Annotated in this window: 16 protein-coding genes; 4 read left to right on the top strand and 12 right to left on the bottom strand. The window is 63.7% G+C overall.

Translation table 11 applies throughout. The features are described from left to right. Positions 1-123: 123 nt before the first annotated feature. Positions 124-2178 (bottom strand): bifunctional aldolase/short-chain dehydrogenase, encoded by a 2055-nt coding sequence (locus tag FJ938_RS21530; protein ID WP_140607344.1) that lies wholly within the window; start codon positions 2176-2178, stop codon positions 124-126. 92 nt (positions 2179-2270) lie between these two features. Continuing rightward, entirely contained in the window at positions 2271-3236 is a 966-nt protein-coding gene (locus FJ938_RS21525) for a sugar-binding transcriptional regulator (protein ID WP_140607343.1), read from the bottom strand. A gap of 205 nt (positions 3237-3441) precedes the next feature. On the opposite strand from FJ938_RS21525, the gene FJ938_RS21520 reads away from it, so the two are divergent. The 4 genes from FJ938_RS21520 (at position 3442) to FJ938_RS21505 (ending at position 10656) form a co-directional block, all read left to right on the top strand. Continuing rightward, the gene (locus tag FJ938_RS21520; protein ID WP_140607342.1) at positions 3442-5082 is read left to right on the top strand and encodes an acyl-CoA synthetase; all 1641 of its coding nucleotides are present in this window, start codon (positions 3442-3444) and stop codon (positions 5080-5082) included. Between the two features lie 381 nt (positions 5083-5463). Next, on the top strand, positions 5464-6072 hold the full coding sequence (locus FJ938_RS21515; protein ID WP_140607341.1) for a TetR family transcriptional regulator: 609 nt from the start codon (positions 5464-5466) through the stop codon (positions 6070-6072). Positions 6073-6126: 54 nt separating this feature from the next. Continuing rightward, the gene (locus FJ938_RS21510; protein WP_140697179.1) at positions 6127-7269 is read left to right on the top strand and encodes an efflux RND transporter periplasmic adaptor subunit; all 1143 of its coding nucleotides are present in this window, start codon (positions 6127-6129) and stop codon (positions 7267-7269) included. A gap of 246 nt (positions 7270-7515) precedes the next feature. Further along, the gene (locus tag FJ938_RS21505) at positions 7516-10656 is read left to right on the top strand and encodes an efflux RND transporter permease subunit (RefSeq protein WP_140697176.1); all 3141 of its coding nucleotides are present in this window, start codon (positions 7516-7518) and stop codon (positions 10654-10656) included. Positions 10657-10785: 129 nt separating this feature from the next. Here the strand turns inward: FJ938_RS21505 and FJ938_RS21500 are convergent, their stop codons facing one another. From FJ938_RS21500 to FJ938_RS21450, 10 genes are all read right to left on the bottom strand, one after another. Next, a complete protein-coding gene (locus tag FJ938_RS21500; RefSeq protein WP_140607338.1) occupies positions 10786-12495 on the bottom strand; it encodes an APC family permease in 1710 nt (569 codons plus the stop codon). Positions 12496-12749: 254 nt separating this feature from the next. Continuing rightward, positions 12750-15119: an aminomethyltransferase family protein gene (locus FJ938_RS21495; protein ID WP_140697173.1), complete on the bottom strand. Its 2370-nt coding sequence runs from the start codon at positions 15117-15119 to the stop codon at positions 12750-12752. A gap of 361 nt (positions 15120-15480) precedes the next feature. Beyond that, positions 15481-16104 (bottom strand): sarcosine oxidase subunit gamma, encoded by a 624-nt coding sequence (locus tag FJ938_RS21490; protein ID WP_140697170.1) that lies wholly within the window; start codon positions 16102-16104, stop codon positions 15481-15483. Continuing rightward, positions 16097-19078, bottom strand: coding sequence for a sarcosine oxidase subunit alpha (locus FJ938_RS21485; protein WP_140697184.1), 2982 nt, complete (start codon positions 19076-19078; stop codon positions 16097-16099). Before FJ938_RS21485 ends, FJ938_RS21490 begins: the two co-directional genes overlap by 8 nt. Before the next feature lie 226 nt (positions 19079-19304). After that, positions 19305-19580 (bottom strand): sarcosine oxidase subunit delta, encoded by a 276-nt coding sequence (locus FJ938_RS21475; protein WP_140697165.1) that lies wholly within the window; start codon positions 19578-19580, stop codon positions 19305-19307. A 15-nt stretch (positions 19581-19595) separates the two neighbouring features. Further along, positions 19596-20849, bottom strand: coding sequence for a sarcosine oxidase subunit beta family protein (locus FJ938_RS21470; protein WP_140697162.1), 1254 nt, complete (start codon positions 20847-20849; stop codon positions 19596-19598). A gap of 35 nt (positions 20850-20884) precedes the next feature. After that, positions 20885-22192 (bottom strand): type III glutamate--ammonia ligase, encoded by a 1308-nt coding sequence (gene glnT, locus FJ938_RS21465; protein WP_140607332.1) that lies wholly within the window; start codon positions 22190-22192, stop codon positions 20885-20887. A 39-nt stretch (positions 22193-22231) separates the two neighbouring features. Beyond that, positions 22232-23560, bottom strand: coding sequence for an FMN-binding glutamate synthase family protein (locus FJ938_RS21460; RefSeq protein WP_140697159.1), 1329 nt, complete (start codon positions 23558-23560; stop codon positions 22232-22234). A gap of 6 nt (positions 23561-23566) precedes the next feature. Continuing rightward, a complete protein-coding gene (locus tag FJ938_RS21455) occupies positions 23567-24307 on the bottom strand; it encodes a GXGXG domain-containing protein (RefSeq protein ID WP_140697156.1) in 741 nt (246 codons plus the stop codon). Positions 24308-24311: 4 nt separating this feature from the next. Beyond that, positions 24312-25208 (bottom strand): glutamine amidotransferase family protein, encoded by an 897-nt coding sequence (locus FJ938_RS21450; RefSeq protein WP_140697153.1) that lies wholly within the window; start codon positions 25206-25208, stop codon positions 24312-24314. Between the last annotated feature and the right edge of the window lie 23 nt (positions 25209-25231).

Below are 25231 nucleotides of genomic sequence, written 5' to 3'. Positions count from 1 at the left end.
TGACACCAATTTACAAAGCTCAATCAACGCGCAAAACAAAACCCCGCCGAAAATCGACGGGGTTCGTCAGCAGTCTGAAGGGCGGCCCGTGAGCCGCCCTTTTTTATTGTCAATTGGAGGTGTTTACCGCAGCGCCGCCGCGATGTTGCCGCCGTCGACGGTCGTCACGTCGGCGGTCGTGCGTTCGGCCAGCACATGATGCAGGAAGGCCTGCGCCACGTCCTGCGCCGTCACTTCCTGCCCGAGCAGGTTGCCGGACATGTATTCCTTCTCCGACACGCCGCGCGCGCCCGAGCGGCTGGCGATCATGGCGTCGGTCAAAAGGCCGGAGCGGATGCGGTCGGCATTCACCGCGTTGGAACGGATGCCGTAAGCGCCGTAATCGAGCGCATACTGCCTGGACAAGAAGAGCGTCGCCGCCTTCGGCACGCCATAGGCGCCGAACTTCGGGCCTGGATTGACCGCCTGCTTGGAGGTGTTGAACAAAAGCGCTCCGCCCGTACCCTGTTCCAGCATGATGCGCACGGCGTTCTGCGCCACCGACTGATGGGCGAAGAAGTTGAGCTCGAAACTCTTGCGCAGCAGCGCATCGTCGAGTTCGCCGATGCGGCCTTCCCAGGCGGCGCCGGCATTGGACACCAGTATGTCGACGCCGCCGAAGACGGCAACCGCCTTGTCGAAGGCGGCACGCACCTGTGCCGGGTCGGTTATGTCGGCGCCGACACCGATCGAATTGTTGCCGGCTTTCTTGGCTGCATCGGCGGCCTTTTCGGCATCGAGATCGACGACCACGGCATGAGCGCCATTGTCGGCGAACAGTTTGGCTGTCGCTGCGCCGATCGCGCCGGCACCGCCGGTGATCAGCACCACCTGGCCGGTCAGCGGCTTTGGCTTGTTGGAAGCAAGCTTGGCCTGTTCGAGCGACCAGTATTCGAGCGGGAAAAGGTCGGCCTTGGAGAGGGGATGGAAATGCCCGACCGCTTCGGCGCCACGCACCGCCTCGATCCACATCTCGCCGACGTCGGAAGCGATCCTTGCATCCTTCAACGTGCGGCCATGGCCGAACATGCCGAGGCCCGGCACCAGCGTCAGGCGCGGCATGGGGTCGAGCATGGTCCGCTTGACGTCGTCGAGCGCGTCGTTTGTCTCGAAGTAGGCGCGATAGTCCTTGGCGAAGGCGTCGACATGGTTCTTGATCACGCCCTTGTAGTCGCTGATCTTTTCAGCGTCGGGCGCCGGCACCGCCATCGGCCCGGTCTTGATGCGGATCGACAGATCCGGGGTCGAAACACCGCGTCCGGCATAATCGGCGATCTTGGATGAGTTGATGAAATCGACGATCGCGTCCGAAGTGCGGAAATCGCTGATCATGCGGTCGAAGCGGCCTTCGCCGCGCGCCACCGCGACAGCGCCGCGCAGCATCGGCGCGATCGAGCCCGGCGTCGCGAGCCTTGCCGGCAGCGCTGCCTTCGCGGCCTTCGGCTTGGCGTGCTTGGCGACATAATCCTCGGCGACGTTCACGTAGTGGATCATCCGGTCGTAGGCCTGTTTGGCGTCGTCGCCGAAGGTGAAGATGCCATGCTTGTCGAGGATCAGGCCCTCGACATCGGGGTCGGCGTCAAACACGTCTGCCGCCGCCTTGGCGAGGTCGAAGCCCGGCATGATATAGGGCACGTAGCCCATCTTCTCCCCGAACACCGTCTTCACCAAGGGCTTGCTGTCTTCCTGGTCAACAATGGCCAGGATGGCGGTCGAATGGGTGTGGTCGACGAATTTGTGCGGCAGGAAGGCATGCAGCAGCGTCTCCACCGACGGGTTGGGCGAGGAGGGGTCAATGAGGTTTGCCCGCTGCAGGGCCACCATGTCCTCGTCGGAGAGCCTGTCCAGCGCGCGCGCCTTGAGCAGGGCGCCCATCTTGACCGCCGGCAGGCCTTGCGGCTCGATGACCGCCATGTCCCAGCCGCTGCCCTTGACACACAGCACGTCCCATTCATCGCCGACGAGGTCGGTCGCCTTGATCTTGCAGGAGGTGTTGCCGCCGCCATGCAGGACCAGCTGTGGCACGCCGCCGAGCAGCCGCGTCGTGTAGACGCGCAAGGCGAGGTCGCGGCCGACGCCCTTCTTCGCATAGTCGGCGACAAGTTTCTCGGCCGCGTCGTCGTTCCACAGGTTCTTCATGTTCGCTTCGTCCAGTTGCTGTCTTTGGATGGTGAAACAGGAATGCCGCGACGCCTTGATGACAGTGTGCCGGCGGCAAATGTGCCTTTTCTTCAGGGTGCTTTTTTGGGCGCCGCTCCGGCATGATCGAGCAGCCGCTGCGCCATATGCGCGCCGACCACCAGATGCGTGCAAAGTCCGCCGGCGATCGCCGCCAGCAGCGGTTCGAACTTGCTGTCCTCCTGCACCACCATCAGACGCCTGGCGATGGCGCGCAGCGATGCAAGCTCGGCGGAGATAACCCGGCGGTTATAGCTGCAGTCGAGCACCTTGCCCTCGGCATCGATGATCTGCCCGGCAATGACACCGGCGGCACCCCGGCTGCGCAACTCCGCCATTTCGCCCGATGTCAGCGCGCCGCATTTGACCAGGTGGCTGTCGGCATCGACCGCGCCGACCGAGTAGAGCGCCAGATCGCAGTCGCTGATATCGGACAGCTGCTCGCGGATCACCGGCTCGGCCCGCAGCGCCCGCGCCAGCTCTTCCGTCGACAGCACCAGCGGTGCGTAGAAATTGAGGCCCTTGGCGTTGAGCCGGCGCGCGATCTCCATCGTGCACTGGTCCGGCCGGTAGGAATAGGGTGCGCCGAGATTGCCGCAGAGCTGCACCACCGTCACATCCTGCAGGTCGGCATAGGACATGATGTCGGCGATCGTGTAGATCGTGCGGCCCCAGGCGACACCGATGCGGTCGCCCTTCTTGACCAGTTCGAGGAACACGCTCGCCGCCAGCACGGCGATGTCGGTGGAGGGGTCCGGGACATGGCTGTTTTCCGGCGCGATCCAGACCGCGTCGAGGCCCAGCGCGTCCTCGAGCCTGCGCGCCATCACGTCGTCGGTGAAAAGCTGGGTCGAGGTCGAGATGTTGACGATGCCGGTCTCGCGTGCCTTGCGCAGATACATCGCCACCGAGGCGCGGGAAATGTTAAGCTGGCTCGCCACCTGGTCCTGGCGTAGGCCGTGCGCATAGTACAGCCAGGCGGCCTTGTGGATGAGCTGTTCTGCCGGTCGGATCGCCATGCCGTCTCCTTGTCTGACATTAGTCACGGCTCTCGACAAAAGTCAAATTAGGATGTGCGGGCATCATCGCCTCTCGGCAGACGCTTAATCGGATCGCCGTTCTACAAAGCTGGTATAGCTTGGCATTTTCGATCATCCGGGGGGATAGCCTGACGAGAGGCCTGAGGTTAGAAAGCTTGAAAAAGGGACTTTGGGGAGGAACGGGATGGGAAATCCCTACGAACAGGATCTCGACCGGAATGCGGCCAACCATCAGCCGCTGACCCCGCTCACCTATCTCGAGCGGGCGGCAAAGACCTATCCTGATCACATCGCCATCATCCATGGCAAGCAGCGCATCACCTATCGCGATTTCTGGCGCCGCTCGCTAAAGCTTGCCTCGACGCTGCAAAAGCATGGCATCGGCAACGGCGACACGGTCAGCGTCATGCTGTCCAATACGCCGCCAATGCTGGAAGCGCATTTCGGCGTGCCGATGACCAGAGCGGTGCTGCACTCGCTCAACACCCGCCTCGATGCCGCGGTCATCGCCTTCCAGCTCGACCACGCCGAGACCAAGCTGCTCATCGTCGATCGCGAATTCTCCGGCGTCGTCCGGCAAGCGCTCGACCTGGCCAGGGTCAAGCCGCTGGTCATCGACTACGACGATCCCGACTACGCCGCTGATGCGCCCTACCCGAAAGGCGAGCGGATCGGCGCTTTGGACTATGAGGCGTTTGTCGCCGGTGGCGACGAGGATTTCGCCTGGTCGATGCCCGACGACGAATGGGACGCCATCTCGCTCAACTATACTTCGGGCACGACAGGCAATCCGAAGGGCGTCGTCTACCACCATCGCGGTGCGGCGCTGATGGCCTACACCAACACCATCCATGCCGGCATGGCCAAGCACGCCGTCTATCTGTGGACGCTGCCGATGTTCCATTGCAACGGCTGGTGCTTCCCCTGGACGCTCGCCGTCCAGGCCGGCACGCATGTCTGCCTGCGCTGGGTGCGGCCGAAGCCGATCTACGACGCCATTGCCGACCATGGCGTCACCCATTTGTGCGGCGCGCCGATCGTGATGTCGGTGCTGATCAATGCCAGGGATGAGGACAAGCGCGAGTTCCCACAGACGGTGACCTTCAACACGGCCGCCGCACCGCCGCCGGAAGCCGTGTTGTCCGGCATGGCCGATGCAGGATTCGCCGTCACGCATCTTTACGGCCTGACCGAGACCTATGGCCCGGCCGTGGTCAATGAATGGCACAGTGACTGGGACGCGCTCGACAAGGGGGCGAGGGCGGGCAAGAAGGCGAGACAGGGCGTGCGCTACGCAGCACTCGAGGGGCTGACCGTGATGGACCCCGAGACAATGAGGACGACGCCGGCCGACGGTGAAACCATCGGCGAGGTCATGTTTCGCGGCAACATCGTCATGAAGGGCTATCTGAAAAACCGCAAGGCGAGCGACGAAGCCTTCGCCGGCGGCTGGTTTCATTCCGGCGATCTCGGCGTCATGCATCCCGACGGCTACATCCAGCTCAAGGACCGCTCCAAGGACATCATCATCTCGGGTGGCGAGAACATCTCCTCGATCGAGGTCGAGGATGCGCTCTACAAACATCCATCGGTTGCCTCCTGCGGCGTGGTGGCGCGCCCTGACGACAAATGGGGCGAGGTGCCCGTGGCCTATATCGAACTGAAGCCCGGCAAGACCGCGACCGAGGCCGAGATCATCGAGCATTGCCGCACGCTGCTCGCCCGCTTCAAAGTGCCGAAAGCGGTTATTTTCGCCGAAATTCCCAAGACCTCGACCGGCAAGATCCAGAAATTCCGGCTGCGGGAAATGGCGAAGGTGGCGTGAGCGCACCGTCATTTTTGCTAGCGACGTCGCGGAAACCCTAGGATCCATGCCGCGACCTGGCGGCCGTGCTCCAACGGTCGTGAATGACTGCTGCGGGCAACAGTTCGCCTTTTGATGTAACATATTGATCCGCCTCATTCTTTGACTGACGTCACGGAATGGATCCTAGGGTCTGCGCTGCGTCGCTACGCTCCTTACTTCGCCCTAGGATGACGAATTCATGGGGCTGATCGCCAATCGCGAGCGCCGGTTGTCGCACCCGCCCTCTGTCACCATCTGTCATCAATTATACGCGTACGCCGATTTCGCGTTGACATGGGTCGTCTTTCGATTTACGACTGACGAAAATTGAAATTCGTCACTAATAAATCGAAAGCGAAGATGTCCGAAGCTGCCAACATCGTGGCCGATGCCGCCAGACAGGAGAATGTCACCCGTATTCTCGATTGCGCCGAGCGCCTGTTCCGCCACTACGGCTATGGCAAGACCAATGTTGCCGACATCGCCCGCGAGCTCGGCATGTCGCCCGCCAACATCTATCGTTTCTTTGCCTCCAAGGTCGAGATCCACCAGGCCGTCTGCGGCCGCATGCTCGGTGCCAGCTACAAGATGGCGTACGAGATTTCACGCCTGCCGATCAGCGCCGAGGAGCGGCTGCGGCGCTACGTGCACGCGCAGTACAAGATGACGATGGAGGTGATGCTCGACGACCATAAGGTCCATGAGATGGTCATCGTCGCCCTCGAACGCGATTGGGGCGTCATCGACAAGCATATTGACAGCATCCACGACCTTTTCGCGGAAGTGATCCGCGAGGGCATCGAGGCCGGTGAGTTCGCCGAGCAGGATCCGGTGATCGCGTCACGCTGCTTCGGGGCCGCCACCGTCATCCTGTGCCATCCGCAGATGGTGGCGCAGTGCCTCGCCAAGACCAACCGCGCGATGCCGGACGACCTTATCGATTACGCGATCAAGGCCCTGAAGAAATAGCCGCCGCCCGCCGGGCGCCGGTCGACAGTTCATCTCCAGTTCGGGAGTGCCAAGGTGTCTTTGTCCAATTCCATCCTCCGCAAATTGCCGGTCGCCGGCTTGATTGTCGCGGCGCTCGGGCTTGCCGGCTGCAGCCAGGAGAAAACCGAAGTCAAGGATATCATCCGCCCGGTCAAGGTCGTCGAGATCGCCCAGGCGCATGACATCCGCACGTTGTCTTATTCGGGGTCGGTGCGGGCTCGCACCGAAAGCGCCCTGGCTTTCCGCGTCAACGGCAAGATCACGGAGCGCCTTGTCGACATTGGGCAGCGTGTGGCGCCCGGCGACGTGCTCGCCCGCATCGATCCCTCCGATTACGACCTTTCGGTCAAGAGTGCGCAAGCCGCCCTCGATGCCGCCGAGCGGCAGGTCGAGACCGTCGAGCTTGCGCGCAAGCGGGCCGAACAGCTCTTTGCCAAGAATTTTGCCCCGAAATCGCAGCTTGAACAGGCGACGCTGACCTATGACCAGGCCGTCGCCACGCGCGACTCCGCCCGCTCGTCGCTTGACCAGGCCAGGAACCAGGTCGGCTATACCGATCTCAAGGCCGACAGGGACGGCATCGTCACTGCGGTCAACGCAGATGTCGGCCAGGTGGTCGGCTCCGGCACGCCGGTGGTCACGGTCGCGGTCGACGGCGAAAAGGAAGTGCTGATCGCGGTGCCGGAAATGGAAATCGCCGAGTTCAAGCCGGGCAAGATCGTCAGGGCCGGCTTCTGGTCCGACAGTGCACTGGCGCTCGACGGCAAGGTCCGCGAGGTTGCCGGCAGCGCCGATCCGCAGTCGCGCACCTTTGCCGTCCGCGTCAGCCTGCCTAACGACCCGCGCGTGCTGCTCGGCATGACCGCCAATATCGAGGCGTCGGCGGCCAACGAGAAGCAGCTCGTGTCGATCCCGCTGAGCGCGCTGGCGCAGAAGGAGAGCCAGTCGATCGTCTGGACCGTCGACCGTGGCGCCGACACCGTCCATGCCCGTCCGGTCAAGGTCGCCGAGTTCGCCGCCGGCGGCGTGCGTGTCGCCGAAGGGTTGAAGCCTGGCGATATCGTGGTCGCCGCCGGCACGCAGTTCATGACCGAGAATCTGAAGGTGAAGCTCGCCGGCGCCATGGCGCAGCAATCCGCCTCCGCCGAGAGTGATGACGCCAGCCGGCTGCGCTGACGGCAGACAGATCGGCCGCGCGTTCCCGCGGCCGCAGGTTTCCGGGCGGCGCACGCCCCGAAGGTCGAGACGTCAAGGCCGATGTACCCCCCGCATCGATCCTCGCGTCCCACCGCGATGAGTGTCTCTCCGCTCGAAGAGTCGCGCCGCCCGGAAGCCAGTATCGAACGCAGATGATTTCGTTTCGCGCGCCGCGCTTCGTCGAAGCATCAGGCGCCGGCAAACAAGCAAAGTGGATCAGCACCGATGACGACCTCCACTGAAGAAAAGCGGCCATTCAACCTTTCGCGCTGGGCCATCGGCCATCCCTCCATCGCGCGGTTCCTGTTCGGCCTTATCATCATCGCCGGCGCGCTCGGCCTGATGCGCATGGGCCAGAAGGAGGACCCCGACTTCACCTTCCGGGTCATGGTCGTGCAGGCGATCTGGCCGGGCTCATCGATCCACGAGATGGAGGACCAGGTCGTCAACAAGATCGAGCGCAAGCTGCAGGAGACCCCGCATCTCGACTTCGTGCGCTCCTTCACCCGCGCCGGCAGCGCCATCATCACGGTGCAGATCAAGGGCGACACCAATGCCGCCGAGGTGACGGACGCCTTCTACCAGGTGCGCAAAAAGATCGGCGACATTGCAGGCGACCTGCCGCAGGGCCTGCTCGGCCCCTATTTCAACGACGAGTTCGGCGACACCTTCATCACGCTGCATTCGATCAGCGGCGACGGCTTCTCCTATCCCGAGCTCAAGAAATTCGCCATCCAGGCGCGCGACATGCTTCTGACGACGCCCGGCGTCGAGAAGGCGGTGATCATCGGCGATCAGCCGGAAAAACTCTATATCGACGTCTCATCCAAGGCGCTCGCCGAACGCGGCCTGACGCTGACTGACCTCCAGAACGCGATCAAGGGCCAGAACAATGTCGATCCGGCCGGCTCCGTGGACACCGGCGTCAATTCGGTACGCATCTCCGTCGAAGGCGACGTCACCAAGGCCGCCGACATCAGGGAATTGCGCCTGCGCGCCGGTGGTCAGGTCACCCGGCTCGGCGATATCGCCACTGTGACGTCAGGGCTCGAAGATCCCTTCCAGCGCAAATACCGCTTCAACGGCCACGACAGCGTGCAGCTTGGCGTGGTGATGGCGAAGGGCTTCAAGGTCACCGATATCGGCAAGGATGTCGAGGCGACCTACAAGAGCTTCGAGGCGGCGCTGCCTTATGGCGTCTCTGTCGACCAGATTTCCGATCAGCCCGAGGTCGTCAGGGATGCCGTCAGCGAGTTCATGCACGCGCTCGGCGAAGCGCTGCTGATCGTGCTCGTCGTCTCGTTCCTGTCGATCGGCTGGCGCTCCGGTCTGGTCATCGCCATTGCCATTCCGCTGGTTCTGGCCGCCACCTTCGCCATCATGTACGAGCTTGGCATCGACCTGCAGCGCATTTCTCTGGGCGCGCTGATCATCGCGCTCGGCCTGCTCGTCGACGACGCCATGATCGTCGTCGAGATGATGGAACGCAAGCTGGAGGAGGGGCTGGTCAAGATCGAGGCGGCGAGCTTCGCCTATACCTCGACCGCCTTCCCGATGCTGACCGGTACGCTGATCACCACCGCCGGCTTCATCCCCGTCGGCTTCGCCGCCTCGACCGCAGGTGAGTATGTGCGTACCCTGTTCTATGTCGTCGGCATCGCGCTGATTGTGTCATGGTTCGTCGCGATCTATTTCACGCCATGGCTGGGCAACATGATCCTGAAGCAGCGCAAGCATGCCGGCAGCCATCATGATGTCTTCGACACGCGCTTCTATCGCCGGCTGCGCGCTACGGTCGGTTGGGCCGTGCGCCATCGCATCATCGTGCTGGTCATGACGCTGGTGACTTTCGGCACCAGTCTGTGGGCGTTCCAGTTCATCCCGCAGAATTTCTTCCCGCAATCTTCGCGGCCGGAGATTCTCGTCGATCTCTGGCTGCCGGAAGGCACCTCGATCAAGGAGGTCGAGGCGCAAGCCAAGGCGCTCGAAACCAAGATGATGGATGACAAGGACAAGCGCTTCATCGCGACCTATATCGGCGAGGGCGCGCCGCGCTTCTTCCTGCCGCTCGATCAGCAGCTGCGCAATCCCAACTTTGCCCAGATGCTGGTGATGGCCAATGACGAACCGGCGCGCGAGCGGCTGGTCATCAAGCTGCGCCGCGTGCTCGCGGAGGATTTCCCGTCGATCCGCGCCAAGGTCGACCGCCTGTTCCTCGGACCGCCGACCGGATGGCCGATGCAGATGCGCGTCATGGGTCCGGATCGCCAGGAGGTGCGCCGCATCGCCGACCAGGTGAAGGCGAAGTTCCGCGAGGATCCGCTGCTTGGCGCGGTCCATGACGATTGGCTCGAACCCGTTCCGGCGATGAAGCTGGTCATCGACCAGGATCGTGCCCGTGCGCTCGGCGTCACCTCGCAGCGCATCCGCCAGATGCTGCAGGCAACGATGTCCGGCGCGCCGCTCGACGACTTCCGCGACGGCGAGGAAACGGTCTCGATCGTCGCCCGCGAACCGGATGCCAGCCGCAGTCTCCTTTCCTCTGTCGATTCGGTCTATATCCCGACCGATTTCGGCGGCTTCGTACCGCTGTCGCAGGTGGCCAAGGTCGTGCCGGTGCTGGAGCAAGGCATCGAGTGGCGCCGCGACCGCCTGCCGACCATCAGCGTGCGTGCCACGCTGCCCGACGGCGTGCAGTCCAACGATGTCGTGGCCAAGATGTACAAGGACATGCAGGGCCTGCGCGACGGGCTGGCGCCTGGTTACAAGATCGAGATTCAGGGCGGCGCCGAGGATTCGGCCGAAAGCCAGGCTTCCATCGCCGCCAAGGCACCGGTCATGCTGGCCATCATCGTTGTTCTCCTGATGATCCAGCTGCAGAATTTCGGCAAGGCGATGCTGGTGCTGGCGACCGGTCCGCTCGGCATCATCGGCGCTGCCGCCGCGCTGTTGATCAGCGGCGCGCCGTTCGGCTTCGTCGCCATCCTCGGCGTCATCGCGCTGCTCGGCATCATCATGCGCAACTCGATCATCCTGGTCGACCAAATCGATCAGGACATCGCTACCGGCATGGACCGTTCCGAGGCCATCATCGGCTCGGCGGTTCGCCGCTTCCGGCCGATCGTGCTGACGGCGATGACGGCGGTGCTGGCGCTGATCCCGATCTCGCGCGCCGTGTTCTGGGGGCCGCTGGCCTACGCCATGATGGGCGGCATTCTCGTCGCCACCGTGCTCACCATCCTGGTGCTGCCAGCCGGCTACGCGCTGTTCTTCGGCCGCGAGCCGAAGAAGGCCAAGACCGATGAACAGGCGTCCGACTCCGAGTTGCCTGCCGAAAGGCCGCGACTGGCACTGGCCGCCGAATAAATCGCACCGGCCGGGCCGTGCGGTCCGGCTGGCACGTTCGCTTCCATCCATCCCGGCTTTCGCAGGGATGGATTGGATCGATGGAAGATGTGGGCCGGACACCGACAGGCGCCCGGCCTATTGCGTTGGTCAGATGACGAACACCCAATTGGCGATGAGCATCACCGCCACGCCGGCGACCAGGGTCAGATAGGGCAGCATGCCCGCCTTTTTGACCGAGAGGTCGGCTCCCGCCATGCCGAGGTCCGCCAGCATGTGATCGGGGAACTTGCCTTTGTCCTGGATGTAATGGCGGAAGCAGAACACCGGGATGATCAGCGCGGCGGTGATCAGCCCGGCCCATAGCGCCAGGGGATTCCAGACCTTGGCACCCGCGCCCATGAAGATCGCGTTGACGTAGGCGAAGATCGCCCCGATCCCCAGAAGCCAGGTCGGCGCCTTCCAGGGGCGCGCGATATGGCCGTTGTCGATGCGATGGATCCAGCCGGCGTTGAGGTTGAGGAAGTTGAAGATGATGTAGCCGCAATTCGACACGGCGAGGATGAAGAAGAAACTCGTCGCGTCGGCCGAGGCGATGGCCAGCACGATCAGGTTGAAGCAGAGGTCGGTCCACATGGCGCGGGTCGGCGCGCCGTGCTCGTTGACATGGCTGAGGTAGCGCGGCAGCCAACCGTCGACCGAGCCCTGGTAGAGCGTGCGCGAAGATCCGGCCATCGCCGTCATGATGCACAGCACCAGCGCCAGGATCATCAGCATCACCAGCAGGCTATGGATAAGCTGGCCGCCGCCGACCATGCCGGCCAGCGCATCCGCCACGCCGGAGCCGTCGACGATCGGCGTCGCCAGCATGCCGTTCAGGCCGAGCACGCCCTGGAAGGTGAAGGGCACCAGGATGAACAAAAGCATGCAGAGCAGGCCGGAATAGAAGATGGCCTTGAAGGTGTCGGTGCCGGGGTTCTTGAACTCCGAAGTATAGCAGACGGCGGTCTCGAAACCGTAGGTCGACCATGCGGCGATGAACATACCGCCAAGTGCCAGCGTCCAGCCGGCGATGTTCCAGTAGCCGGGCTCGGGCGCGTAGGCGGCCGCGAGCGGAACCAGCGGCGAGAAATTCGCCCAGTCGATCTGTCCCGTGAAGATCGGCACGACGCCGACGATCAGCATCGGGACGATGACGAGCAGCCCGATATACTTCTGCACGCTGGCCGTGCCGAGAATACCGCGATGCTGGATCGAGAAGATGATCAGCATCAGCACGGCGCCGATGAAGAAGGTGGCGTTGAAGGTGAAGGAAACCGGACCCAGCGTGTGGCTGAAAAGCGTCCAGTTGCGGATCGCCGGCGTTGCGGCTGCGGTGACCGCCGTGATGGCGTCGGCCGGAGCGGTTCCGGCGTGCGCGGCGATATAGGCCACGACTTCCGCCGATGTCTCGGTGAAGATCGGCACCGGCGCCAGCGCGTTGAGGATATAGGCGGCGGCGATCGAGCAGCCGAGCGACAGCACCGGCGACCAGGCGAACCAGTTGCACCACACCGAGAGCGGCGCGATGAACTTGGAGTAGCGCAGCCAGGCCGTCGCGCCGTAGATCGAGGCGCCGCCCGACTTGTTGGGGAACAGGCCAGCGATCTCGGCATAGGTGAAGGACTGGAGGAAACCCATGATCATGGACACCGTCCAGATCAGGAAGGCAAGCTTTCCCGTCGTGCCGGCAATGCCGCCGATCGAGAATAGGACCAGCGCCGGAACGCCGCTCGCCACCCAGAAGGCGCCGCGCCAGTCGATATGCCTGAGCAGCTTGCTTTCGGCAGGCTGCTCCAGGGCAGTGCTTATCGTGCTCATGTCGGTGAATTCCCCTTTTTGATGTTCCCCGCCGGCGATGCTTCGGCTTTGCGAAGCTTGCTCCCCGGCCAATGATCGGTACGATCCCGGTGTTTCCACTCAGTCGTATTTTTTTCTTAAGAGTGAAGATTGACCCGGCGCGCTTTCACGTCAAGCGATTTGTCACGTCGTGCACATCACGCTTGCGAGCGCAGCCCGCAATGCGGCTTGCGGGCATCACCGGCAAGCCAAATCCATGTGTCGGAGCGCAGCGCTCAGGAGCGTGGTTTGGTCTTCTGCGGATCGTAATGGGCGAAGGCGACCACCCGCGCGGGTAGCCGCTTGGCATGGCCGTCGAGCTTGCCGATTTCGACCTCCGTGCCGACGGCCGCGTGTGTGACGTCCAGCCTCGCCAACGCGATGTTCTTGTTCAGCACCGGCGAGCGCATGCCCGAGGTTACAACGCCGATCTGAGCTCGGCCGACATGGACGCAATCGCCGTGGCCGACAGCGACATTGCTGTCGATGTCGAGCCCCACCAGTTTGTTTTGTGGGTTCTCCTTGCGGCGGATCAGCGCCTCGCGGCCGATGAAGTCGTCGGTCTTGGTCTTCAACGGCACGGTGAAGCCGATGCCGGCCTCGAACGGGTCGGTCTGGTCGGAGAATTCGTAACCGGCAAAGATGAGCCCGGCCTCGATACGCACCATGTCCAGCGCCTGCAACCCCATCGGCTTCAGTCCGTGCGGCTGGCCAGCTTCCCAGATCGCATCGAACACTTTTTCGGCGTCGCGCGGATGGCACCAGATCTCGTAGCCGAGTTCGCCGGTATAGCCGGTGCGCGATACGACGACCGGAATGCCATTGCCGCCGCCGATACGTGCCACCGCGAAGCGGAACCACTCCAACTCTTCGATCGACGGCTGCAGCGGCGACGTCCATATCACCTGCTTGAGAATGTCGCGGCTCTTCGGACCCTGTACTGCGACATTGTGCATCTGGTCGGTGGAGGAGCGCACCAGCACGTTGAGCCCGAGCTTTTTCGCCGTGTCGCGCAGCCATTCGCCGGACAGATCGTCGCCGCCGACCCAGCGGAAATTGTCCTTGCCGAGCCTGAGCAGCGTGCCGTCGTCGATCATGCCGCCATGCTCGTAGCACATGGCGGAGTAGACGACTTGGCCGACGCCAAGCTTCTTGACGTCTCGGGTCAGCGTGTATTGCAACAGCGCTTCGGAATCCGGACCGGTGACCTCGAACTTGCGCAGCGGCGACAGGTCCATGATCACCGCGTCCTGACGGCAGGCCCAGTATTCGGCGATCGGTCCCTCCTTGGCGAAGGAATTGGCCAACCAGTAGCCCCGGTACTCGACAAAGTCGCGGGTGTGCTTGGCAAAGCTCGAATGAAAGGCTGTCTCGCGGGTCATTTTCGGTTCCGAATCGGGCGTCATGCGTCTGGCGATCGCTCGCGAGAATTTGTGCTGGCCGGAATAGGTCCGCACATGGATGTCAGTCAGATCCCAGCCATTGGCCGGCGTCGTGTCGTCGGGGCAGGCCGAGGACACGCAAACGATGTCGGTCAGCGCGCGCAGCAGCACATAATCGCCGGCGCGGGACCACGGCTCGTCGGAAACCATGATGCCATGTGCATCGATGGCCGTGTTGAAGAAGAAGTTGATCGCCATCCAGCCGGCGCGGGGATCGACGCCCTTGTCGGAGAGCGCGCGGTTGAAATTCTCCGAGCAGTTGGTGTGGCCGGGATAGCCGATGTCATCGTAATACTTGGCCGCGCAGGCGAGGGCGAACGCATCGTGCCGGCCGCATGTGTCCTGGACAACCTCGACCAGCGGCTCCATGTCCTGGTCGTAGTATTTCGAATGCAGGCCAGGCATCGGATAGCTGGAGCCCATCAGGGTGCGTGTCGTCGTCACATCGAGCGGATGGTCGAGACCGTTGTCCAGCTTGCGCGCCGAGAAGCATTGAAAGTCTGTGCATTGGCGACCGTCGACATCGATGATCTGCAGATAATCGCCGGCCTTCACGAAATAGGATTCGGCTGTTGCCGAGTGGACGCGCAGGTCGAGCACCGGATCGGCGAGTGGGTCGGCAAGCTGGGATTTTGCTTTCAGGCGGACCGTGGCGCGCCGCACGATGACCGTAAGCGGCGTCGCCGTGTCATGGCCATCGACCAGCATCGGCCCGCCGGGCGCGGCGATCAGCATCGCGCCGTCGCGGGCGACGGCAAATGCCTGTTCCGTGCCGGCAGGCGTCGAGCCGCCGAAGACGCGCACCGCCTCGGGTTGATTGAGTTGCACTTGCCGGCGCTCAAGCCCACGGCGCACGGAGGCAAGACTGTCGTCGCCTTCCGCCAGCAACGCCTTGATGCCGGCGGCGTTGCTGTTCGACTTCTCGGTGAAAATTCCGGGGTCGGTGACGCCGCTCTGATCCCACGCCAGTAGCTCGCAAGCCTGGCCGCCTTCGACATTGCGCACCGTGATCGTATCGCCGGCCTCGACGTCGATCAGCACCGCGCCATTGCCCTGGATCGTATAACGCTCCATGCCCGGCGGCAGCGCGATTTGGCCGGGCCGCAGGATGAGGCTCGGCCTGGGCGGTCCGGCTGCGACGGCAGGGTAAGGCGACTGGCTCATTTCAGCCTTGCGGTTCGAGAAGCAAGTTTGCCTGTGCGTGAAATTATTTTAGCAGGGAGAATAGCAGGGCGGTTGGGTTTGGCAAGGCGGAGGTGGCTTTTTAGGAGCGGCAGGTCAGGTCGAATTTCGCCGGCCAGCTCTATTCCCGGGCGTCGGCGCTGCCCCTCATCTGGCTGCCGCCATCTTCTCCCCGTAAACGGGGCGAAGGACGCTTTCATTGGCGGTTTCGCCCATCTCCAACGTTGCAAAAAACGGCGCCGGCGTGGGGTCAGCTTCTTTCTCCGCGGGGGAGAAATGCCCGGCAGGGCAATGAGGGGCGGCGCCAAGATCTACAGCGGCGCCAATATCTACAATTGTCGAGCTAAAATTCCTCGGAATGCCCAATCTCGATTCCATACTCGGCACCCGAGTCCAGCATCGTGTGCCACAGGCTCTCGGCAAATGTCGCGAACACCAGGATGTTGAACACCGCCTGGCCATCAGTCCTTTCATTACCGCGCCACAGCGTGACGCTGGTGTGATCCATCGAGGTCGCGGCGGCCGCACCGATCGGGAACGCCTCGGCGTGCAGATCGATTGACGACAGCTTGGCGAGTATCATGCGCGCCTTGGCACCAGAGATGCTGATCAGCACCCGCGCGTGCGACTGGTCCGACAATGAGGCGGGGCCGGAAAACGCCGGCGCCAGCGCGTCCATCGCATGTTTGCCGCCCTTCGACAGGACGAAGAACTGGTCCGGTCCCGACCAGATCAGCGCGGCATCCGTCGACTGCACCGCCTTGGGCGTTTCCGGAGCAGCGACGCCGAAATGGCCCTTGGCGGCTGTCGCCATTTCGGCCGCCTTGCCGCGCCGCGCCATCACCTGGACGAGGTCGAAATTCCGGATCTCGGTCAGCGACACACCGGCATCGCCGTGGGTGCCGTATGGCCCAGCAACGAGCGCGCGTTCGAGCGGGCTGTGGACTTCCCAGGAAAACTCAGCCACGCTGGCGCCCTCCATCCGGATCGTAGAAGGCGGGATTGCAGAGTTCGACATCATAATCCTCGCCGCGCAGCGGATCATGCGCGTGCACGATCTCGCCGATGCGCTCGCGGCCACGCTCGACGAGTGCCAGTCCGATCCACTGGTCTGATGTCGGCGAGAAGCAGACCGACGTGACATAGCCCTGGTCATTATCAGGCCCGGACCTCTGCCCCTTCGGGATGATGTGTGCGCCAGAGCGCAGCCGGCTCGCCTTGTCGGTCGGCTTGACGCCGACCACGACCTGCCGGTCCGGCGCGACCAGCGCCTCGCGGCCGGCCATGACGCGGCCGATGAAGTCCTTCTTGCTCGACATCATCTTGCCGAGGCCGAGATCGGCCGCGGTGGTGGTGCCACTCAATTCCGGCCCGGCCACATGGCCCTTTTCGATCCGCATCACGCCGAGCGCCTCGGTGCCGTACGGGGTTACGTCAAACTGTTTTCCGACGATCATCAGATTGCGCGCCATGGCTTCGCCGTAGCGCGCCGGCACGGAAATCTCGAACGCCATCTCGCCGGAGAAGGAGATGCGGAACAGCCGCGCCTTGATGCCGCCGCGCAACGCCACTTCGCGCGCGCCCATGAAGGGGAAGCCCTCGTTGGAGAGATCCTCGGCGGGATCGACGATCTCTCTCAGCAGGTCGCGGGTCTTGGGGCCGGCGATGGAGAATTGCGCCCACTGATCGGAGACCGAGGTCAGTTGCACGTCGAGTTCCGGAAACAGCACCTGCCGGCAGAATTCGAGATGCTGCATCACCAGCCCGGCCTTGGCCGTTGTCGTGGTCAGGAAATAGTGATCCTCGGCCAGACGCGACGTCGTGCCGTCGTCATAGACCAGACCATCCTCGCGCAGCATCAGTCCGTAGCGTGCCTTGCCGACGGCAAGGTTGGAGAAGGTGTTGATGTAGACGCGGTCGAGGAAGGCGCCGGCATCCGTGCCATGCACGTCGATCTTGCCGAGCGTCGAGACATCGCAGAAGCCGACGCCTGAGCGCACCGCCTTGACCTCGCGGGTCACCGATTCCAGCCAGTCCTTCTCGCCGGCACGCGGATACCATTGCGCGCGCTTCCACAGGCCGGTGTCGACGAAGACCGCGCCCTGTTCGGCCGCCCAGTGATGCGACGGCGTCAGCCGCGTCGCGTGGAAAGTCTCGTCGCGGTGATGGCCGGCAAAGGCGCCGATGGCGATCGGCACGTAAGGCGGCCGATAGATCGTCGTGCCGGTTTCGGGAATGGAGCGGCCGCTTACCGCTGCCATGATGGCGAGGCCGGCGACATTCGACGTCTTGCCCTGGTCGGTCGCCATGCCGAGCGTGGTGTAGCGCTTCAGGTGCTCGACGGATTCAAAACCTTCGCGCTGCGCGAGTTCGATGTCGGAGGCGGTGACGTCATGCTGCTGGTCGACGAAGGCCTTGCCCTTGCCGGCGACATGCCAGAGCGGGGTCAGCGAAAAAGCTTCGTCGTCGGCGACCGGCATCGAGCCGGAACTGCCGCTACGCCCCGCATCGTGGGCCGCCGCAGTGCCTGCCGCAAACCCTTCGCGCAGGCAGGCGCCAAGGCCGAAGGAACCGTTGGCGGCGCCAGCGGCGAGCATGCCGGGAGGAGCGCCGTCGGGCACGAAGGCGGCGATGTCCTCACGCCATTTCGGCCGGCCTCGATGATAGGAGGTCAACCCGACAGCGGGGTTCCAGCCACCGGAAACGGCGAGACCGTCGGCCTCGACCTCGGCGCGCGCACCGCCGGTGAGTGCGACAGCGATTTTGCGGACGCCGTCCTTGCCGCCGTCGACACCGCTGACGGAGCCGTGCAGCACCGGGAATCCAGTCTTGGATGCCAGCGAACGATGGGCCGGCGATATGTCGTGCCGTGCGTCGATCACCGCCGCGATTTGCAATCCCGCGCCGAGGGCGGTCTCGACCGTGCGCCAGCCGTCCTCATTGTTGGTGAACAACGCGACCCGCTTTGCAGGCGTGGCCGCGAAGCGCGCGACATAGCTGCGCATCGCCGAGGCCATCATCACGCCTGGCGTGTCGTTGCCGGCAAAGACGATCGGTCGTTCGATAGCTCCGGCCGCGACCACACAGCGCTTGGCCACGATCCGCCACAGCCGCTGGCGCACCTGATGCTCGGGCGGTGTGGGCAGGTGGTCGTTGACCCGTTCGATCGCGCCATAGGTGCCGCCGTCATAGACACCGAACAGCGTCGTGCGGGTCATGATGCGGACATCGGGCATTGCCGAGAGTTCAGCCAGCGTTCGTGACAGCCATTCCGCCGCCGGCAGTCCGTCGATCGTGCCGCCATCCGAGAGCAGGCGTCCGCCGAGCGCGAAATCCTCTTCGCACAGGATGACGCGCGCACCCGTGCGCCCAGCAGCAAGCGCCGCCGCGAGGCCCGTTGGACCGGAGCCGGCGATCACCACGTCGCAATGCGCCCAGGCTTTGTCGTAGTGGTCCGGATCGGCGACGCCCGCGGCACGGCCGAGGCCGGCGGCGCGGCGGATCGCCGGCTCGTAGACCACCTCCCAGAACTTTGCCGGCCACATGAAGGTCTTGTAGTAGAAGCCGGCGACGAAGATCGGCGCGAACAGCTGGTTGACCGACATGACATCGAAGCGCAGCGACGGCCAGCGGTTCTGGCTGGCGGCCTCGAGCCCTTCATAGAGCTCGGCGGTCGTGGCCTTGGTGTTCGGCTCGCGCCTTGCGCCGGTGCGCAATTCGACCAGCGCGTTGGGCTCTTCGGAACCCGCGGTCAGAATGCCGCGCGGACGGTGGTATTTGAACGAGCGGCCGACCAGCTTGACGCCGTTGGCTATCAACGCCGAGGCGAGTGTATCGCCCTGGTAGCCGGAAAAAGTCTTGCCGTCGAAGCGGAAATTCAGCGACGCCGAACGGTCGATGAGGCCGCCCGATGTGAGGCGATGGGATTGGCTGGAACTCACCATGCCCGGCCCTCACGCAAAAAGGTCGCGCCGCCCCTCATCCGCCTGCCGGCACCTTCTCCCCGTATAGGGACGGGGAGAAGGGAGACGGCCGCAACGCTGGCGCCCTTCTTGCAATGCAGGCTATTGGCGAAATCATCGAAGACAGCGCCCCTCTCCCCGTCTCTATACGGGGAGAGGATGCCGGCAGGCAGGTGAGGGGCAGCGCCGAGGTGGCAGAAAATGTTCATTTCGCAACCTGCCTCGCACCAGCACCAGCCGCCGGCTCAACCGAAGAAATCTCATGCGTCAGCGTGTTGCGGGTGACTTTCAGCCACGCCCGGCAGCCGCCGCCATGATACCAGTTCTCCTCCATCACGCCGGCGATGTTGTCGCGCAGATAGACGTAGTCGAAAACCTCGTCTTCCGACGCGCCGGCCACAGGCCGCACCGGCTTGGCATCACCCAGATAAGTGAACTCGCCGAGTTCGCGTTCGCCGCAGAAGGGACAGACAATGCGCATGGTTCCTGACCGTCCTCAGTGAAGGTTCGGTTGGGCGCCCTGGCCCTTTTCGTCGATCATGGCGCCGGTGCGGAACCGGTCGAGGCGGAAGCGCGCGGCTTCCTTGTGCGACTCGTCGCGGGCCAGAAGATGGGCGAAGACGAAGCCCGATCCCGGCGTTGCCTTGAATCCGCCATAGCACCAGCCGGCGTTGATGTAGAGGCCGTCCACCGGTGTCTTGTCGATGATCGGCGAGCCGTCCATCGACATGTCCATGATGCCGCCCCACTGGCGCAGCAGCCGTACGCGCCCGATCATCGGGATCAGCGCCATGCCGCCCTCGCAGACGTCTTCCATCACAGGCATGTTGCCGCGCTGGGCATAGGAATTGTAGCCGTCGATGTCGCCGCCGAAGACGAGGCCGCCCTTGTCCGACTGGCTGACATAGAAATGGCCGGCGCCGAAGGTCATGACATTGGGGATCAGCGGCTTGATCGCCTCGGAGACGAAGGCCTGCAGCACATGGCTTTCGATCGGCAGCCGCAGGCCAGCCATCGCCGCGACGCGCGACGAAGAACCGGCCACCGCCATGCCGACCTTGCCGGCGCCTATCCTGCCGCGCGAGGTCTCGACGCCGGTGACCTTGCCGTTGGCATCCCTGACGAAGCCGGTGACCTCGCAATTCTGGATGATGTCGACGCCAAGTTCACTAGCGGCATGGGCGTAGCCCCAGACCACGGCGTCATGCCGCGCGGTGCCGCCGCGTCGCTGCAGCAATCCACCCTGCACGGGAAAGCGTGCATGGTCGAAATTCAGGAACGGCATCATCTTCTTGAGCGCTGCCTGGTCGAGCAACTCGGCATCGATGCCGTTGATGCGCATTGTGTTGCCGCGCCGGGCATAGGCGTCGCGCTGTGCGTCGGAATGGTAGAGGTTGATGACGCCGCGCTGGCTGACCATGGCGTTGTAGTTGAGGTCCTGCTCCATCCGCTCCCACAGCTTCATCGACAATTCGTAGAAGCCGGTATTGCCGGGCAGGCCGTAGTTGGAGCGGATGATGGTGGTGTTGCGGCCGGCATTGCCGGAGCCGATCCAGCCCTTTTCGAGCACGGCGACATTCTTGATGCCGTACTCGCTGGCGAGGAACCAGGCGGTGGCCAGGCCATGGCCGCCGCCGCCGATGATCACCACGTCGTAGCGATCCTTCGGCGTGGCGTCGCGCCAGGTGCGCTGCCAGTTCTTGTGGCCGGAAAGGGCAGCCCGAGCGAGCGAGAAGATCGAGTATTTCATCAGGTCATTCCGAGGCCGCTCGCACCGCTGGACGGTTATATGTCCAGCGTGTGGTCGCGCTCCCATTGCGTGAAGTGCGAAGCATAGGAATTCCATTCCTGGTGCTTCAGCTTTAGATAAGCCGACGAGAATTCCTCACCCAGCGCCGCCTTGAGCGATTTGTCCTTGTCGAACTCGCGCAGCGCGTCAAGCAGGTTGAGCGGCAGTTTCGGCGCGCCCTTCACCGTATGGCCATTCTGGTACATGTCGATGTCGTAACGCCTGCCCGGATCGGCCTTGGAGCGGATGCCGTCGAGGCCGGCGGCGATGATGACAGCCTGCAGAAGGTAAGGGTTGGCGGCGCCATCCGGCAGGCGCAACTCGAAGCGGCCGGGGCCGGGCACACGCACCATGTGGGTGCGGTTGTTGCCGGTCCAGGTCACCGTGTTCGGCGCCCAGGTGGCGCCCGAAATGGTGCGCGGCGCATTGATGCGCTTGTAGGAGTTGACCGTCGGGTTGGTGATCGCGGCGAGCGCCGAGGCATGCTTCATGATGCCGCCGAGGAAGTTCCTGCCCTTGGCCGACAGGCCGAGTTCCATCGAATTGTCGGCGAAGACGTTGGTCTTGCCGGATTTGTCCCACACCGAGATATGAGCGTGACAGCCATTGCCGGTCAGGCCCTGGAAGGGCTTGGGCATGAAAGTGGCGCGTAGGCCATGCTTTTCAGCGATCGACTTGACCATGAACTTGAAGAAGGAGTGCTTGTCGGCAGTCGGCAGCGCATCGTCGAACGCCCAGTTCATCTCGAACTGGCCGTTGGCGTCCTCGTGGTCGTTCTGGTAGGCACCCCAGCCGAGCGCCAGCATGTGGTCGCAGATCTCGGCGATGACGTCGTAGCGGCGCATCACCGCCTGCTGGTCGTAGCAGGGCTTTGAGGCGGTATCGTATTCGTCGGAGATGGTTTTGCCATCGGGCGAAATCAGGAAGAACTCGGCTTCGACGCCGGTCTTCACATGCATGCCGTCGCTGGCGGCTTCCGCGATCAGCCGCTTCAGCGTGTTGCGCGGCGCCTGGTCGACATCCTTGTCGTCCATGATGCAGTTGGCGGCGACCCAGGCGACTTCAGGCTTCCACGGCAGCTGGATGACTGAGTCCGGGTCCGGCACCGCCAGCATGTCGGGATGCGCGGGGGTCAGATCAAGCCAGGTGGCAAACCCGGCAAAGCCGGCGCCATCCTTCTGCATATCGGCGATCGCCTGTGCCGGCACCAGCTTGGCACGTTGCCCGCTGAACAGGTCGGTATAGGAAATCATGAAGTATTTGACGCCGTTCTCCTTGGCGAATGCGGCGAGATCGTTCCCCATTATGTAGTTTCCTCGCTTATGTGGTCTGGGTAATCTTTGTCAGAAACCGTTCTTTCCCGGTATCCAGTTGGTGCCGGCCAGCGGTACGCCAGCCATGGCGGCTGCCTCGATCGTCAGTGCGACGAGGTCCTCGGGTTCGAGATTGTGCAGGCTGTTCTTGCCGCACGCACGGGCAATGGTCTGAGCCTCGAGCGTCATCACCTTGAGATAGTTCGCCAGCCGACGGCCGGCGGCCACCGGGTCGACCCGCTTCATCAGTTCGGGATCCTGCGTGGTGATGCCGGCGGGGTCGCGGCCCTCGTGCCAGTCGTCATAGGCGCCGGCCGTGGTGCCGAGGTCGTTATACTCCGCCTCCCAGCGGGGGTCGTTGTCGCCAAGCGCGACCAGGGCTGCCGTTCCGATCGAGACCGCGTCGACGCCAAGTGCCAGCGCCTTGGCGACATCGGCGCCGTTGCGGATGCCGCCGGAGATGATCAGCTGCACCTTGCGGTGCATGCCGAGATCCTGCAGCGCCTGCACCGCCGGCCTGATGCAGGCGAGCGTCGGCTGGCCGACATTCTCGATGAACACTTCCTGGGTGGCCGCCGTGCCACCCTGCATGCCGTCGACAACGACGACATCGGCGCCGGCCTTCACCGCGAGCGCGGTGTCGTAATAGGGGCGGGCGCCGCCGACCTTGACGTAGATCGGCTTTTCCCAATCGGTGATCTCGCGCAGTTCGAGGATCTTGATCTCGAGATCGTCGGGACCGGTCCAGTCGGGGTGGCGCGAGGCCGAGCGCTGGTCGATGCCTTTCGGCAGCGTGCGCATCTCGGCGACACGGTCGGAAATCTTCTGGCCGAGCAGCATGCCGCCGCCGCCGGGCTTGGCGCCCTGGCCGACGACGACTTCGATGGCGTCGGCGCGGCGCAGGTCGCGCAGGTTCATGCCATAACGCGACGGCAAATATTGATAGACCAGTTGCTTGGAATGGCCGCGCTCTTCCTCGGTCATGCCGCCATCGCCGGTCGTGGTCGAAGTGCCCGACAGCGTCGCGCCGCGACCGAGTGCTTCCTTGGCGGGGCCCGAGAGCGAGCCAAAGCTCATGCCGGCGATGGTGATCGGGATCTTCAGTTCGATCGGCTTCTTGGCGTGGCGCGAGCCAAGCACGACCGATGTGTCGCAGCGCTCGCGATAGCCTTCCAGCGGATAGCGCGAGATCGAGGCGCCAAGGAACAGCAGGTCATCGAAATGCGGCAGCTTGCGCTTGGCGCCGGCGCCACGGATGTCGTAGATGCCGGTCGCCGCGGCGCGGCGGATTTCGGAAAGCGTGTAGTCGTCGAAGGTCGCGGATTTGCGGGGCGTCGTCGGCGGGTTGCGGTAGGTCATGCTGCCTCAATACGCTTCGGCGTTGTCGATATTGAAATTATAGAGGGTGCGCGCCGAGCCATAGCGCTTGAACTCCGACGGCTTGACCCCGGTGACGCCGGCACGGTCGAGCAGGCCTTGCAGCAATTCCAGATGCTCGGGCCGCATCTCCTTGGCGATGCAGTCGGCGCCGAGGCTATCGACCTTGCCGCGCACGAAGAGCCGCGCCTCATAAATGGAATCGCCCAGCGCGTCGCCTGCGTCGCCCAGCACCACCAGATTCCCGGACTGCGCCATGAAGGCCGACATGTGGCCGATATTGCCATGGACGACAATGTCGATGCCCTTCATCGAGATGCCGCAGCGCGACGAGGCATTGCCCTCGATGACCAAAAGGCCGCCCTTGCCGGTGGCGCCGGCATACTGGCTGGCGTCGCCTTTCACTGTTATCGAGCCTGACATCATGTTCTCGCCGACGCCGGGTCCCGCCGAGCCATGCACGGTGATGGTGCTGCCGGAATTCATGCCGCCGCAATAATAGCCGACGCTACCGCGCACATCGATGCTGACGGGCTGGTCGACGCCGACGGCGACCGAATGGTTGCCCTTCGGGTTGAGCACTTCCCACGCCGTCTCGTTGGACCCGGGGGCCAAATTGTGCAGCGCCTGGTTCAGCTCGCGCAACGACATGACGTCGAGGTCGAAGACGCGCGATGCATGGCTGGTGGTGGAGCCCTGGTCGCGCGTTGCCTTGGAGGTTGCCGTCATGAATTCAATGCTCCCAGAAATAGACGGTTGCGGGTTCCGGTTCCCAGACCCTCGCATTGTCTATGCCGGGCAGTTTGGTGAGCGCGCGATACTCCGAACCGAAGGCGACATACTGGTCGGTCTCGGCCATCACGGCGGGCTTGCAGGCGATCGGGTCGCGCACCACGCCAAAACCGTTCTTGGTGCCGACGACGAAGGTGAAGAAGCCGTCGAGGTCCGACAGCGTGCCTTCCAGCGCCTCGCCGAGATTCTTGCCATGCGCCATCTGGGAGGAAAGGTAGGCGGCCGCGACCTCGGTGTCGTTTTCGGTCTCGAAGGTCATGCCTTCGCGGATCAACTCGCGGCGGACATTGTTGTGGTTGGAGAGCGAACCATTGTGCACCAGGCACTGGTCGGCGCCGGTCGAGAACGGATGCGCGCCCATCGTCGTCACCGCCGATTCGGTCGCCATGCGGGTGTGGCCGATGCCATGCGTGCCGGTCATCTTGCGCACATCGAAGCGATCGACGACCGCTTCGGGCAGGCCGACCTCCTTGTAGATCTCGACCACGTCACCGGCGCCCATGATGCGGATGTCGGGGCGCAGCGCCTGGATGGCCTCGCGGGCCTCGTCGATCTTGTCGGGGCGGGTCCTAACGACGGCGTGGGTCGACTTCACCGCGATGCTCACTGGAACGCCGAGCGCCTTGGCAAGCTCGGTATCGAGGTCGCGAAAATCGTGGCCGGGCTTCGCCGATTGGATGGTGATCTTGGCTTCATTGCCGGACGGGGCGCCATAGATGGCGATGCCGGCGCTGTCCGGGCCGCGATCGCTGAGCGATACCAGCATCTCCGACAGCATCGCCCCGAGCTTGGGCTCCAATGATTTATCCTTCAGAAACAGCCCGACGATTCCACACATGTCAGCCTCCGACCTTTGTTCTC

Origin of the sequence: Mesorhizobium sp. B2-4-14 (genome assembly GCF_006442155.1) — a bacterium.
In the GTDB taxonomy this organism is placed as follows: domain Bacteria; phylum Pseudomonadota; class Alphaproteobacteria; order Rhizobiales; family Rhizobiaceae; genus Mesorhizobium.
This window is presented reverse-complemented; position numbering and strand designations above follow the sequence as displayed.